This window comes from Nonomuraea polychroma, assembly GCF_004011505.1.
GTDB classification, from domain to species: domain Bacteria; phylum Actinomycetota; class Actinomycetes; order Streptosporangiales; family Streptosporangiaceae; genus Nonomuraea; species Nonomuraea polychroma.
The window spans coordinates 8,455,369-8,469,365 of the sequence record NZ_SAUN01000001.1 but is presented as its reverse complement, the minus strand read 5'-3'; the positions used below and the strand labels follow the sequence as shown (position 1 = coordinate 8,469,365).

General features: G+C 69.4%; 10 protein-coding genes and 1 pseudogene. 4 read left to right on the top strand and 7 right to left on the bottom strand.

Going from position 1 to position 13,997, the window contains the following annotated elements; all coding sequences use genetic code 11:
• Positions 1-51 precede the first annotated feature (51 nt).
• Together EDD27_RS38710 and EDD27_RS38705 are read left to right on the top strand one after the other, a co-directional pair.
• Positions 52-1,896 carry an ABC transporter ATP-binding protein gene (locus EDD27_RS38710; RefSeq protein ID WP_164903985.1) on the top strand — a complete coding sequence of 615 codons (1,845 nt, stop codon included), beginning with the start codon at positions 52-54 and terminating at the stop codon, positions 1,894-1,896.
• On the top strand, positions 1,896-3,719 hold the full coding sequence (locus EDD27_RS38705; RefSeq protein WP_127936796.1) for an ABC transporter ATP-binding protein: 1,824 nt from the start codon (positions 1,896-1,898) through the stop codon (positions 3,717-3,719). The genes EDD27_RS38710 and EDD27_RS38705 overlap by 1 nt, the downstream gene beginning before the upstream one ends.
• 98 nt (positions 3,720-3,817) lie before the next feature.
• On the opposite strand, the gene arsM is transcribed toward EDD27_RS38705, so the two are convergent.
• From arsM to EDD27_RS58435, 3 genes and pseudogenes are all read right to left on the bottom strand, one after another.
• Positions 3,818-5,041 carry an arsenite methyltransferase gene (gene arsM / locus EDD27_RS38700; RefSeq protein ID WP_127936795.1) on the bottom strand — a complete coding sequence of 408 codons (1,224 nt, stop codon included), beginning with the start codon at positions 5,039-5,041 and terminating at the stop codon, positions 3,818-3,820.
• Positions 5,042-5,052: 11 nt separating this feature from the next.
• Positions 5,053-5,388, bottom strand: coding sequence for an ArsR/SmtB family transcription factor (locus tag EDD27_RS38695; RefSeq protein WP_127936794.1), 336 nt, complete (start codon positions 5,386-5,388; stop codon positions 5,053-5,055).
• Positions 5,389-5,442: 54 nt separating this feature from the next.
• Positions 5,443-7,533 (bottom strand): annotated as a pseudogene (locus tag EDD27_RS58435) (NB-ARC domain-containing protein); the annotation flags it as partial.
• Between the two features lie 216 nt (positions 7,534-7,749).
• On the opposite strand from EDD27_RS58435, the gene EDD27_RS38685 reads away from it, so the two are divergent.
• The gene (locus EDD27_RS38685; protein WP_241564487.1) at positions 7,750-8,145 is read left to right on the top strand and encodes a YciI family protein; all 396 of its coding nucleotides are present in this window, start codon (positions 7,750-7,752) and stop codon (positions 8,143-8,145) included.
• The gene (locus EDD27_RS38680) at positions 8,142-8,783 is read left to right on the top strand and encodes a maleylpyruvate isomerase family mycothiol-dependent enzyme (protein ID WP_127936792.1); all 642 of its coding nucleotides are present in this window, start codon (positions 8,142-8,144) and stop codon (positions 8,781-8,783) included. Before EDD27_RS38685 ends, EDD27_RS38680 begins: the two co-directional genes overlap by 4 nt.
• Positions 8,784-8,958: 175 nt before the next feature.
• Here the strand turns inward: EDD27_RS38680 and EDD27_RS38675 are convergent, their stop codons facing one another.
• From EDD27_RS38675 to ligA, 4 genes are all read right to left on the bottom strand, one after another.
• A complete protein-coding gene (locus EDD27_RS38675) occupies positions 8,959-10,422 on the bottom strand; it encodes a glycoside hydrolase family 6 protein (RefSeq protein WP_241564486.1) in 1,464 nt (487 codons plus the stop codon).
• Between the two features lie 179 nt (positions 10,423-10,601).
• The gene (locus EDD27_RS38670; RefSeq protein ID WP_127936791.1) at positions 10,602-11,051 is read right to left on the bottom strand and encodes a PIN-like domain-containing protein; all 450 of its coding nucleotides are present in this window, start codon (positions 11,049-11,051) and stop codon (positions 10,602-10,604) included.
• The gene (locus tag EDD27_RS38665) at positions 11,032-11,685 is read right to left on the bottom strand and encodes a DUF433 domain-containing protein (RefSeq protein WP_127936790.1); all 654 of its coding nucleotides are present in this window, start codon (positions 11,683-11,685) and stop codon (positions 11,032-11,034) included. Before EDD27_RS38665 ends, EDD27_RS38670 begins: the two co-directional genes overlap by 20 nt.
• Positions 11,686-11,854: 169 nt before the next feature.
• Positions 11,855-13,942 carry an NAD-dependent DNA ligase LigA gene (gene ligA / locus EDD27_RS38660; protein WP_127936789.1) on the bottom strand — a complete coding sequence of 696 codons (2,088 nt, stop codon included), beginning with the start codon at positions 13,940-13,942 and terminating at the stop codon, positions 11,855-11,857.
• Positions 13,943-13,997 lie beyond the last annotated feature (55 nt).

Genomic DNA, 13,997 nt, shown 5'->3' with positions numbered 1-13,997 from the left:
TGATAGAAAGCGGGGTCGAACGTTCGCCTAGCCGCATCGGGGGCGGTACCTGTGACTGCGACGGCCAGCACGTCCGAGTTCTCCGTTTCCGGACCGCCGTACAACCGGCGTGGGCCGGTGCGCTGGCTCTGGTCCCACCTGCGGCGCCATCCGCTCGCCCTGCTCGGGTTCCTCGGCGGGTCGGTGGTCATGACGGTGCTCAACGCCATGGTGCCGCAGCTCACCGGTGACGCCTTCGACGCCGTGCTGGGGGAGCGCGGCGAGCCGATGGACGCGCTCGGGCTCATCGCGCTGGCGCTGCTGGCGATCGTGATCGCCCGGGGCGGGTTCGATCTCGTGGCGCGGATGTCCAGCGAGGTCCTGGCCAAGCGGCTGGAGCGGGACGCGCGTGACGAGCTCTACGTGAGCCTGCTGGGCAAGAGCCAGACGTTCCACAATCGGCAGCGGGTCGGCGATCTGATGGCCCGGGCTGCCAACGACATCCGGCAGTTGTCCATCATGATCACGCCGGGCCTCGATCTGATCGTGGACTCCGGTCTCACCGGGATCGTCCCGCTGTTCTTCATCGCCGCGATCGATCCGCGGTTGCTGCTGGCGCCGGGGGTCTTCGCGGTCTTCTTCGTGATCGCGCTCTGGCACTACATGAGGCAGCTCAACCCCGTGGCGACCCGGATGCGCGAGGAGTTCGGGGATCTCAACGCCGGTCTCAACCAGGCGGTGCGGGGCATCGAGGTGATCAAGGTGACCGCGCAGGAAGGGCAGGAGCGGCTGCGCTTCCGGGCCAACGCACGGCGCTATCGGGACTCGTTCGTACGGAACGGGCTCGTCCAGGCCCGTTACCTGCCGACTCTGCTGTTCTCCCTGGCGATGGCGGGCGCGTTGTGGCACGGGCTCTATCTCCAAGGCATCGGGGCGATCACCCTCGGGGAGCTCGTGGCGTTCATGGGGCTCATGGGCATGCTCGGGTTCCCGACGCAGATGTCGATCTTCACGTTCTCGTTGATCCAGATCGGGATCGTGTCGTCGCGCCGGATCCTCAGCATCATCACCTCAGAGAGCGAGATCGAGCAGCGGGTGGACGGGCATGCCGCGCCGATCACCGGGGAGATCGTCTTCGAGGACGTCACCTTCGGCTACGAGGAGGACGGCGACCCTGTGCTGCGCGGGGTGACGTTCACGGTGCGGCCGGGTGAGACGGTCGCGATCGTCGGCGAGACCGGGTCGGGGAAGAGCACGCTCACCAAGCTGGTTCCGCGCATCTACGACGTCACGGCCGGGCGGATCCTGGTCGACGGGGTCGACGTGCGGGACTGGGACCTGGACTCGCTGCGGTCGCAGATCTCCACGATCGAGCAGGACATCGTGCTGTTCTCGCGGTCCGTGACCGAGAACATCGCCTTCAGCATGGGACAGCGGGCCGATCAGGAGGCGGTGGTCAGGGCCGCGGAGGACGCGCAGGCCGCCGAGTTCATCAACGAGCTCGACGAGGGATACGACACCGTCATCGGGGAGCGGGGCGTCACCCTCTCCGGCGGGCAGCGGCAGCGGCTGGCCATCGCGCGGGCGTTGCTGACCGACCCCGCCATTCTCGTGCTGGACGACTCCACCAGCGCCATCGACTCGGCGACGGAAGACAAGATCCAGCAGGCCATCGGGCGGATTCTCGAAGGGCGGACGACTCTGCTGATCACTCACCGGCTCTCGCAGATCCGGTGGGCGGACAAGGTGCTGCTGCTCAGGCGCGGCCAGGTCGTCGACTTCGGAACGCATGACGAGCTGATCGCGCGAAGCCGGCTCTACCGGCGGGTCTTCGCTCATTACGACGAGGTCGAGCTGGGTGACGAGGTTCAGGAAGCGGAGCCTTCCATGGCCGGTGAGCAGGGAGGGGTGCGCTGATGGGCTTCCTCATGGACGGCCTCGACGCCGAGGACTACGACCGCACGTACAACGACAGGGACCTGCTGCGCCGCATCGTGTCGTACTTCCGGCCGAAGCTGGGGACGATGATCCTCGTCGCCACGATGATCGTGCTGGTGTCGGCCAGTCAGGCGGCCATACCGGCGCTGGGCAGTCTGGCGGTCGACGCCATCGCGGGCGGCACGATCGACCAGGTGGGGTGGATGCTCACCGCGGGGATCCTCCTCACCGGAGCGCTGTCCTGGGTGTTCAACTTCGTCCGGCAGAAGTACAGCGCTCGCGTCACCGGCGATGTCGTGCTGCGTCTGCGGGAGGACGCGTTCGACGCGGTGCTGGAGCGGGACCTGTCGTTCTACGACGAGACGCCGTCCGGGAAGATCGTCAGCCGGGTGACGTCCGACACCGACGACTTCGCCACCGTGTCCACGCTCACGATGGACCTGATCAGCCAGGTGCTGATGGTGGGCTTCGTCACGGCGCTGCTGTTCGCGCGGAGCGTGGAGCTGGCTCTGCTGACGTTGATGATGGTGCCGATCGTGGTGGGCATGGCGCTGGTGTTCCGGCGGATGGCCAGGATCAGCACGCGCAGGGCGCAGCGGTCGCTGAGCCGGGTCAACGCGAACCTGCAGGAGACCATGGGCGGGATCGCGGTGGCCAAGAACTTCCGGCAGGAGCGGCAGGTCTACGAGGAGTTCCGGCCCATCAACCGGCAGAGCTACCAGGTGACCCTCAGACAAGGATTCGTCTTCTCCACCATTTTCCCGGTGTTGTTCACGGTGGCCGGGCTCGCGACGGTCGTCCTGGTTCAGCTGGGTGGCGAACGCGTGCTGGCGCGCGGGCTGACCGCCGGCGACTGGTACCTGTTCCTGCAGGGTGTCGCCCTCTTCTGGTTCCCGTTGACCTCCATTGCCGCGTTCTGGTCGCAGTTCCAGCAGGGATTGTCGGCGTCCGAGCGGGTTTTCGCGCTGATCGACGCGCCGCCCCGGGTGGTGCAGAACGATCCGCAGCCCGCCGGGAGGCTGGCGGGGCGCATCGAGTTCCAGGGCGTCACCTTCGGCTACGATCCCGGCAATCCCGTGCTGCGTGACTTCAACCTCGTCATCAAGGCCGGCGAGACCGTGGCGCTCGTGGGTCACACCGGGGCCGGCAAGTCGACGCTCAGCAAGCTGATCACGCGGTTCTACGAGTTCCAGGAAGGGCGGCTGCTGATCGACGGCCAGGACATCCGCAGCCTGGAGCTGGGCAGCTACCGCCGGCAGATCGGTGCGGTGCCGCAGGCGCCGTTCCTGTTCAGTGGCACGGTCGCCGACAACATCCGCTATCCGCGGGCAGAGGCGACGGATGAGGAAGTACGCGCGGCCGCGGCCGCCGTGGGCGGTGGCGACTGGATCGACGCCCTGCCCAACGGGCTGGAAACAGATGTGGGGGAGCACGGGCGGGCCCTGTCCATGGGGCAGCGGCAGCTCGTCGCGCTGGCGCGGCTGCTCATCCAGGATCCGGCGATCGTGGTGCTGGACGAGGCCACGGCGAGTGTGGACCCGCTGACCGAGGCGCAGATCCAGGAAGGGCTGGACCTGGTGCTGGCCGGGCGGACCTCGATCGTCATCGCGCATCGGCTGTCCACGATCGAGCATGTCGATCGGATCATCGTGCTCGATCACGGGCGGATCGTGGAGGAAGGCGACCACGGGACGTTGCTGGCGCGCGGGGGGCGTTACTGCGAGGTCTACAACACCTACTTCCGGCATCAGTCGCCGAACTACCGGGCCGGGACGGGGTTCGTGTCCGTCGGCGAGGACTGATCGCCGCGGGTCGGCGGCAGAAGGTGGGGTAGGCCCGCAGGCCCGTGATGCGGGCGGCGCAGGAGCAGCGGGACATGCGGTGCCCCACCGACCGCCGGTCAGTGCGATGGGCTGCGTCGTTCCACGAGGATGACGTCGCGCCAGCGGCCGTGGTGGCGGCCGATGCGTTCGCGGGTGCCCACGATGCGAAAGCCCAGTGCCCGGTGGAGCGCGAGGCTGGCCGCGTTCTCCGGGAAGATGCCGGACTGCACGGTCCACACGCCGGCGTCCTCGCACCCGGCGAGGAACGCCGTCAGCAGCGCCTTGCCGATGCCGTGCGCCTGACAACCGGGATGGACGTAGACGCTGTGCTCGACCACCCCCGCGTACACCGGCCGCGCCGACACCGCCGAGCCGGCCACCCACCCCACGACCTGCCCGGTCGCGGTGTCGACCGCCACATATCGCAACTGCGGCAGCCGGGCCGCGGTGAACCCCTCCCAGCTCGGCGCCGTCGTCTCGAAGCTGGCCTGCCCGGTGTCCAGCCCTGCCTGATAGATGGCCAGCACCTGGGAGGCGTCCGCATCCCGCATCGGCCGGATCTCCAGCCCTGGACCGGCGGCCGGTTTGGCGGCGTGGACGATCGCCGAGTGCACGCCGTCCCCGTGATCGGCGGTCAACGTGATCTCCACCCCGACGAACCCGGCCGCGGCCAGCAGCCCTCGATAGTCCGCCACCGACAACGCCCCGGCCACGCAGCCGATACGCCGCTCCGCCGCCTCTCGCCGCTCCGGATCGACCTCGCCGTCAGTGACCACGTCGCTGACGCCGAACCGGCCGCCCGGCCGCAACACCCGGAAAGCCTCGGCCAGGACAGCGGCCTTGTCCCCGGACAGGTTGATCACGCAGTTGGAGATGACCACGTCCACGGATCGGCCGGGCAGCGGCACGTACTCGATGACGCCCTGCAGGAACTCCACGTTGGCCACGCCGGCCTGCTCGGCGTTCCGCCTGGCCAGCGCGAGCATGTCAGGGCTGGCGTCCAGCCCGTACGCCTTCCCGGCCGGGCCGACCCGGCGCGCCGACAACAACACATCGATCCCGCCACCGGAACCCAGGTCCAGCACGGTCTCCCCGGCACGCAGCCCGGCCACGGCGACCGGGTTGCCGCACCCCAGGCTGGCGCGCACCGCGGCCTCAGGCAGGGTGCCGGTGTCGTCATATCCGGCGGCGCCGAAGCAGCCCTGCTCGAAGTCGTCCGGCCCGCAGTCGGCGACGACCCGTCCGGCGGCGGCCGCCCTGGCCAGGCGCGAGTAACGGTCGATGATCTCGTCGTGAGCCATCACGGTCTCCTTCAGTCGCAGGTGGGCGCGGCCGGAACCGGTTTGCCCATGACCACGTCGGCGGCGGTCGGGAAGCAGCTCACGCAGGCTTCGTTGATCCGGTAGAGGCTGGACGTGCCCTGCCGTTCGACCAGCACGAACCGCACTTCGGCCAGGATCTTCAGGTGGTGCGACACGGTGGACTGCCCCACCCCGGAGGCGGCCACGATCTCGCCCACGCTCATCGGCGTGCGCCGCCGCGCCAGCAGCGACACGATCTGGATCCGCGTCGCATCCGCCAGCGCCTTGAACCAGCCCGCGTACTCTTCAGCCTCGGCCCGTGCCAGAGGTCCCTTCTCGGTATCCATCGACAATCGACGATAGTCGATTAATCTGGGAAGGGGAAGAGCGGCTGGGGATCGTCACGGGATCTGCACGGACGGGACTCCCGCGTCGATGTCGGAGTCGAGGGCGCCGATGGCGGCGATGAGCTCGCTCAGCCTGGCCCGCGCGGCGGCGGCCGACGCCTCACAGTCGCGTTCGCTGTGCACCACGGCCACCTGGAGCAAGGCGCGGGCCTCCCAGAGGGGCGCGCCGATGGCCTGCGCCAGCTCCTTGGCTCGCCGGAACCTGTGCAGCGCCACCTCGTAGTCGCCGAGCGACCGGCTTGCCGCGCCGAGCGCCAGCCACGCTTTGACCTCGATCAGCGGCTCACCCATCGCGCTCGACAGCTCGATGGCCTGCTGGAGGTATTCCTCCCCGGCGGCGTGGCGATCCCGCTCGAGGTGCAGATAGCCGAGGCCGTAGCGGGCGTAGGCCTCGGCCCGTAGGTCATCGAGGTCGGTGACGGCGGAGAGCAGGTCGGTGAACGCCTGCTCCGCCTCGTTCAGCCGTCCCGAGGCGAGCAGCAGCTCGCCGATCCGGTAGCCGATCTCCGGATCGTGCTGGTACGGGCGGATGGAGCCGGCGTGGTAGACGTCGAGCAGAAGTTGGCCGAGCTGGCGCAGTACGAAGGTCTCCGCGCCCTCGTCACCTGCCTCGCGTACCGCGTCGAGGGCGTTCTCGCACTGCTCGACCGCCTCGGCGTACAGGCCTCTCATGCCTGCTGTGAAGGCGGCCACCGAGCTCGCCAGTCCCCAGCCGTGCCGGTCGTCGCACCGCTCGAAGAGCTCCAGGGCTTCGTCGACGGCGGCGGCCGCGGGGCCGTAGCGGTGGCGGTAGGCCTCCAGCAGGCCGATCCCGGTGAGCAGGGCCGCGCAGCCGCGGGCGTTGCCGGCGATGCGGGTGGCGACGAGTGCGACCCGATGTGTTTCTTCCCATTCGTCGTAGTGTCCGCGGGTCTGGAACAACGACAGAGCGCTCATGGCCAGGTCCCAGCACAGCTCGTCCAGGCCCAGCGCGGCGGCTTGGCGGACGGCGGCGACGATGTTCGCGCGTTCGACCTCGTACCAGGCCAGGGGTTCGGTGTCGACGATATCGGCACCTGGGGGTTGCCAGCGGGCGGCCGTGCCGTGCAGGACCGCGTAGTCGCCGCCGTAGACGGCCCGTGTGCCCGTTCGACCAGCGCCAGCCAGCCGCCGAGGACGCGGGAGCGCCTCGGGCTCCCCGAGGTCACGCGCGTGATCGCGGACGAGGTCGTGGAAGCGGTAACGCAGGGGCCCGGTCGCCTGGAGGAGCTGGGCCGCGACCAGGCTGTCGAGCAGCTCCGATGTTCCGCCCGCGGCGAGTGCGACCCAGCCGGGGATCTCCGGGGTGTCGGCGTGCGCCAGCGCGCACAGCAGCCGGAACGCGGCCGGGTCGAGCCCTTCGGCGGACAGCGCGACGCAGCTGCGTACCTCCAGGTCGCCGTGCTCGTCGAGTCGCTGCCGCTCGTCCCTGAGCCGCTCCACCATGTCGCCGATCCGCCATTCGGGGCGGGTGGCGAGCCGGGCGCCGGCGATCCTGAGTGCCAGCGGGAGGTTCCCGCAGAGCTGTACGAGCTCGTCCGCGGCCTGCGGCTCGGGCGACAGCCGCTGCGCGCCGGCGACCTTGGCGAGGAGGCGCATGGCCTCGCTCGTCTCCAGCTCCTTCAGGTCCAGGCGGGCGGTGCTGGGCAGGGTGGCCGGCTCGGATCGGCTGGTGACCAGCACGGCGCACTCCACACCGCCGGAGAGCAGGGGACTGACCTGCGCCTCGTCAACCGCGTCATCCAGCACGATCAGCACGCGCCGCCGCGCCAAGCACTCCCTGAACCTGGCCGCGCGTTCGGCCACGCGGTCGGGGAGGTCCTGGGGCGGTTCGCCGAGTGCACGCAGGAACTGGGCGAGCACGTCCCCGGGCGGCACACGGCGATCTCGTACGTCACGCAATGCGGCGAACAGCTGGCCGTCGGGGAAATGTTCCAGCAGGCGGTGGGCGACATGCACGGTGAGGGCGGTCTTGCCCACCCCGGCCGGGCCTGTGACGACGATGACGGGCGTGGCGCGCACGGAACGGGGCGGCAACGCCGCCTCCAGCGTGGATATGGCCTCGTCCCGTCCGGTGCAGTTTCAGCCGGCGGATGGGTCCCAACGTGATCCACACCGTCACGCCGCTGGGCAAGGCTCTGCTGATGGGGATTACCGCGGTACGGGGGCCGTTCACCAAGGGGTAGCGAGCGGGCGGCTGAGTTTTTCTCGCGGGAGGATGTCGAAACCCGGCCTCGGGCTCCGACCACCGGTCAAAGGCACCACGAACGTGAGGGAGCAGCCGTGCGTTACCTGCTGATGATCTACACCAACGCCCAGAGCTGGGGCCATCCCGCGTTCCTGCGTACCCCTGAGGCCCTCGCCATGCAGGAAGACGAGCGCGCCGCACTGACGGCGCAGGCCGAAGCCCTGATCCAGGAGATCGTGGAGTCCGGCGAGCTCGTCGGCGGCGAAGCGCTCGCCGACCCGGCGGACACCAGGACCATACGGGTACGCGGCGGCGCCCCCGTGGCCACGGACGGACCGTTCGTCGAGGCCAAAGAGCACCTCGCCGGCTACTTCGTCGTCGACTGCGAGAGCACCGAACGGGCGGTGGAGATCGCGGCCCGATTCCCCGACGCCCGTTTCGCGGCCGTGGAGGTCCGCCCCGTCATGAGCTCCTCCGGGGAGGAAATGTGAACGAGGACGAGATCTTCGCCGCTGTCACGGCCGAACGACTCAGCCTGGCGGCCTTCCTCGACGATGTGGCGGACGACGAGTGGGCGAAAGCGTCGTTGTGCCCGGGCTGGACCGTGCACGATGTGCTCGCCCACCTGACGGTGGTCACGCACGCGTCGCGTTTCGACGTGTTCAAGGGCATCGTCCGGGCCCGTGGCGACATCAACCGCCTGATCGCCGACCAGGCGCGCCGCCGGGCCGCCAGGTTCGAGCCGGCGGAGCTCGCCGGCCAGCTCCGGGAGGCCGCCGCGTCCCGCCGCCACGCGATCGCCACCACCGTCTGGGAACCGCTCGTGGACATCCTGGTGCACGGGCAGGACGTGGCCCGCCCGCTGGGCCGCGTACGTGAGATGCCGCCCGACCGGGCGGCCCCGGCGCTCACCCACGTCGTCAGGAAGACGTCGTTCTTCGGCGCGCGCGAGCGTTTCGCGGGCCTGCGGCTGATCGCCACCGACGCGGACTGGTCGGAGGGGGAGGGGACGGAGGAGGTCAGGGGGACGGCGGGCGAGTTGCTGCTGGCGGCGACGGGTCGCGCCGCCGCCCTCCAGGGCCTGTCCGGCCCCGGCACCGCCCTCCTCTCCCACCGCCTCCAACCTTGACTGCACGCTTCGCCGTCGATGGGTGCCGAGTCCTCAAGCGCCATCGACCGAGTGGCGCCTGGTTCGTCGGGCGCCATCGACCGAGTGGCGCCCAGTTCCTCGGGAGCCGTCTATCAAGAGGGAGGGGCGCTCGGTCCTCAGGAGCCGTCTATCAAGGGGGAGGGGCGCTCGGTGCTCAGGAGCCGTCGATCAGGCGGATGGCGATGGCCGGGCTGAACTGGCCGGCGGGCGTGTTCGGCGCGATGCCGCAGTTGCCGTCCGAGTCCCCGGGCACCTTCACCCACAACAACATCTCGGTGCCGCCACCGCCGTCCACCTGCGTGGGGGCGCCGAGCTTACGCCCGGCCGGGTTGCACCACTCGCCGTTGGAGCCGTTGCCGTTGCGGCTGGTGTCGATCACCCACTTCGCGCCGCCGCCCAGTGAGGAGCTGACCGACGAGGCATAGGTGGCCGACTGGACGGTCGGGTAGTAGTTGGAGACGTTCACCGCGAAGCCGCGGATGTTGCCGACGCCCGCGTTCTTCAGCCGAGACGCCATCGTCCCTGCCGCCACCCAGCCGGCGTTCCCGGCGTCGAGGTAGGCCCAGGCGTTGGGGGCCTTGTCGCGGAACTGCTGGGTGGCGTACGTCAGCATGCGGTTGCGCGCCTGGATGGCGGTGTCGTCCATGCAGCCGAAATCGCCGAGCGAGTCGGGCTCGATGATGACGACCGCCGGACGGTTGCCGATCCCGGAGGCGAACGCGGAGATCCACGTCTTGTACGCCGACTCGCTGCCCGCCCCGCCCCCGGAGTGCCCGCCGCAGGCGTCGCGGCCCGGGATGTTGTACGCCACCAGGACCGGCAACTTGTCGGCCGAGTCCGCGGCGGCCACGTACGTGGAGACCGCGGCACGGACGTCCCCGCTCCAGCCCCCGAACCAGCGGGCCATCGGCTTGGACGAGATGGACGCCTTGATGCGGGCCGCCCTCGCGTCACCACTGTTGTTCCGCACCCAGATCGCCGGGTTGGAGTCGGGGTCGATGTAGAAGCCGCTGGTCATGGCGAGTGGCCCGGATCCCGGCTTCGGGGTGGTGGTGGCGGTCGGCGTGGGCGACGGGATGGTGGTCTCCGTCAAGGAGACGTTGTCCACGTGGAAGGTGAAGCCGGCGTTCTTGCCGAGCTGGAACGACACTTGCCCGGCGGACGTGCCCAGGCTGGAGGTGAAAGGAAAGCTGAAGCGCTTGCTCGCCGTCGTGAGCGAGATCGTCTTGGTGAGGGTTCGGGTGTACGGGGAGTCCGCGAGCTGCACGGTGGTCACCGCGCTGACCGCAGCGGACGCCGAGGCGTCGAACGAGAGCGTGTACGACTTGCCCTTGGCCAGGGCGATGCCGTTCTGACCGATCATGGCGTCCCACGGGTTGGCGGTGCCGCCCGTCACGTTGACGCGCAGCCGCCCGGCCTCCACGGCCATCGCCGTGTTCGCCGACTTCCACCAGGGCGCGGTGCCGGCGGCGAAGGTACCGTTCACCACGAGCTGGGGCGCCGCGCCGGCGGAGTCCACCGACGTCCGGGGCACCGCGACGGCGGGCCCTGCGGCGGCCGCCGATAACGCTGTCACCGCCGAGGCCGTGATCGCCGCCATGCGGGTTAACGATCGCACGTCATGCGTCCCTTCTGGGCTTCCAAAACCATCCGGGTGATCCAATATCACAGAGATTCGCGGCATTCGCGGTGGTTTGTGGAAACCCAGAGCCTCGGACGTGGCGGTGGCTCGCGTAGGCGTTCGGTGGGCGTCCATGAAAATCTGGCGAGCTGCTGGGCGCGCGTGGTCGCGCACCCTTACAAGATCGAGGGCCAGAACTTCGGAGGTGTTTTAGCCGGATCGATAAAACGCATGCGGCTGACGGTAGTTGGATCAACACCGCGCAGGGTGATCAACCGCTGGCCATCGGACTCCTCCAACAAAGCCAGGGCGCCAGGCAAACCAGCCGAGACGGTTGCGACCGCGACGCCCATCCCGACCAGTCCAGGGTGCTTATGCGGGTACTCGATCCGGTGGATGCCCGAGGCGGCGATGGCCGCCACCTCCCGTGGGCGCTGCATCTGCCGCCCGTCGTTGGTCAGGATCACATCGAATCCATCAGCCGCTGCCAGGGGATAAAGGCTCTCGTCGCGCGTTCCAGACCAGCCGTCGAGTTCGAGCAGGTGCACGATCTCATGGTTGAGGAGGAATGTGGTGAGAATCCGGTGCAGAGGCTTGGGGACGTTCTCATCCAGCAGCAGCCTCACGCGGCTCCTTGGGGGGTTCATAACTGTCGACGTAGTCAGCGAAGTCCTTGGCGTCGAGCGCAGCGGATGGCGTCACACTCGGGAAGTAGTCGGATATCCGCTCGGCCGGTATCCCGTCGCGCAACAACGCGGCGACCTCGTCGTAGGGCACTCGCGTACCTTCGATCACCGGGATTCCGCCCCTGACAGCCGGATCCACGGTGACGTGGTCGCGAGGTCGAAGCAAGTCGGGGATGTGCCGTCCATCGCGGTAAAAGGGGCGTAGGACGTCGACCAACTCGTGAATGACCACGTTGGCCTTTCGGCGCACGAGGTCGATCGCCTGCCCCGGCTCTACGAGATAGATCGTCGAGCCGTCGGCCACCAGACGGTAAGCCGACAGGTGCTCACGCTCCTGCAGACCGTCACGAAGCGTGTCCAGGGCGCGCCGGATCTTCTGCAGTGAGGTGTCATTGCGCAGCTTCACGCAAGTGCGCAACGCCACCACGTCACGGAAGGAGTAGAGAATCGGACGAGTGTGAGAAATTTCCGGCACGAGCACGGCTCCACGACTTGCGCTGGCCTTGCGCCAGTGTGCGAGCTGGCGAAGCGTGGCACCCGACAGCGCCGCAGCAAGCTTCGGACTATAGGACACCGGCTCCGCCCCCCTCCCCTGGTGTGAGAACTCGTCTCGCGGCCATCATCGCAAAGATCTTCCCGCTGTACAGTGCAAATACTCTGCCGCACCGCCACTCGGACACGACCGCGGCCAGCGGCGCCCAGCACCCGAACGCAGCGAACAAGAATCGCGTCGATGGTTTCCGTCAGAGGAATGCGCTGACCTGCGAGGCGAACTCCTCCGGGCTCACGATCCGAACCCCCAGCGTCTCCGCCTTGGTGCGCTTGGAGCCTGCCTTTTCCCCCGCCACCAGCATCGACGTCTTGGCCGACACGCTGGAGGATGCCTTGCCGCCCGCCCGTTCGATCAGCTCGTTGACCTCGTTGCGGGACAACGACGCCAGCGGGCCGGTCATCGCGCCGGTCACCACCACCGACATCGAGGCCAGCGGCAGCCCGATCGGTGCCGGCTCACCCTCGGCCGGCGGCGTGGCACCGGGCTCGGCGGGTGGCATGGCGCCCGGCTCCGTCATGTTGACCCCGGCCTGGACGAGCTTGTCGATGAGCGGGGCGAGCTCGATCAGCTCGGTCACCACGACCGGCGCCTTCTCCGGGCCGATGCCTTCCACCTGCTGGATCGCCTCCGCGTCGGCCGCGCGGATGGCGTCCATCGTGGCGAAGTGGCGGGCGATGCGGCGGCTCATCGAGCGGCCGGTGCCGCGGACGCCGAGTGCCGCGAACACCCTGCTGAGCGGCCTCGCCTTGGCCTGTTCGATGGCCGCCAGCAGGTTGTCCGTGCTGGTCTCGCCCATGCGCTCCAGTCCGAGCAACTGGTCGCGGGTCAGGAAGAACAGGTCGGCGAAGTCGGAGATCAGCCCTGCGTCGAGGAACTGCTTGATGCGGTTTTCTGCCAGTCCTTCGATGTCGAGCTGGTCGCGGCCGACCGCGTAGATGATGGACGCGATCGCGCGGCAGGCGCGGCCGCGTACGCACCGCCAGCGTTCCTGGGAGCTGTCGATCGCGTCCCCGCAGGAGGGGCAGGCCTGGGGGATCGGGATCGGCTGCTCGTCGCCGGTGCGCAGGTGCACGACCGGCGCCTCCACCCGTGGGATCACGTCGCCTGCCTTGTAGACGGTCACGCTGTCGCCCAGCATCAGGCCGCGGCGGGTGATGTCGGCGACGTTGTGCAAGGTGGCGTACGTGACGATGCTGCCGTCCAGCTCGACCGGCTCCAGCACGGCACGCGGGGCGATGACGCCGGTGCGGCCGGTGTTCCACTCCACGCGGAGCAGCTTGGTGATCTTCTCGGTGGCGGGCAGCTTGTAGGCGACCGCCCAGCGCGGCGCCCGCGAGCTGAACCCGGCCTCCGCCTGGTCTGCCGCGAGGTCACACTTGATCACGATGCCGTCGATGCCGAACGGCAGCTCGGGACGGGCCGCCGCGATCTCCCCGATGCGCTCCTGCACCCGCTCCAGGGTGTCGGCGACGATGCCGGCGACCGGTGTGGCGGCGGTGGTCTGCACGCCCTGCCCGGCGACCCAGTCCATGATCTGGCTGTGCGGCAGCTCGCGCAGCGATGTGGCGAGGTCGGACTGGTCGTCCGGCGACGGCACGACGCCGTAGCCGAAGAACGTCAGCTCGCACACGTAGGGCCGCTCCCGCGTGCGCAGCGTGCCCGCGGCGGCGCTGCGCGGGTTGGCGAACGTGGTGCCGTCGTGCGCCTGCCGCTTGGCGCAGGCCTCCTCGAACTGCGAGGCGGTCATCATGACCTCGCCGCGCAGCTCCACCGTGACTGCGTCGGCCAGCCGGTCCGGCAGGCCGACGATGGTGCCGATGGCATGCGAGACGTCCTCGCCCGCGTTGCCGTCGCCGCGCGTGACGAGCTGCGTCAGGCGGCCGTGCCGGTAGCGGGCCGAGATCGCCAGCCCGTCGAGCTTGGGCTCCACACTCCACACCGTGACCGGCCGGCCGAGCCTGCGCTCCAGCCCGGCCGCCCAGTCGGCCAGTTGCTCGGCCCCGAAGACGTTGTCCAGGCTGAGCATCGGCACCGTGTGCGGCACGTCGCCCACGACGGCCCCGCCGGCCACCTTGCCCGTCGGCGAGGACGGCAGCACCGCCTCGGGGTGGGCCTCCTCGTACGCCTGGATGCCGCGGACGAGCCGGTCGTAGGCGTCGTCGTCGAGCGTGGAGGTGCCGTCGGCGTAGTAGGCCGCGGCGGAGTCCACGGCCAGCTGAACGGCCTCGGCGTAGGCCGTGTCGTCGGCCAGGACAGTGATGGGCGGCGTCTCGGTCATGAAGCCATCATGCCGTGAGCCACCGACAATTCCAGCGCCAGCAAAACGGGTCCTG

What these genes read in the sequence shown, in the direction of transcription:
- EDD27_RS38705 (WP_127936796.1), top strand. Translation starts at nt 1,896, where the DNA reads ATGGGCTTCCTCATGGACGGCCTCGACGCCGAGGACTACGACCGCACG.
- arsM (WP_127936795.1), bottom strand. Translation starts at nt 5,041, where the DNA reads ATGGCTCACGACGAGATCATCGACCGTTACTCGCGCCTGGCCAGGGCG.
- EDD27_RS38695 (WP_127936794.1), bottom strand. Translation starts at nt 5,388, where the DNA reads ATGGATACCGAGAAGGGACCTCTGGCACGGGCCGAGGCTGAAGAGTAC.
- ligA (WP_127936789.1), bottom strand. Translation starts at nt 13,942, where the DNA reads ATGACCGAGACGCCGCCCATCACTGTCCTGGCCGACGACACGGCCTAC.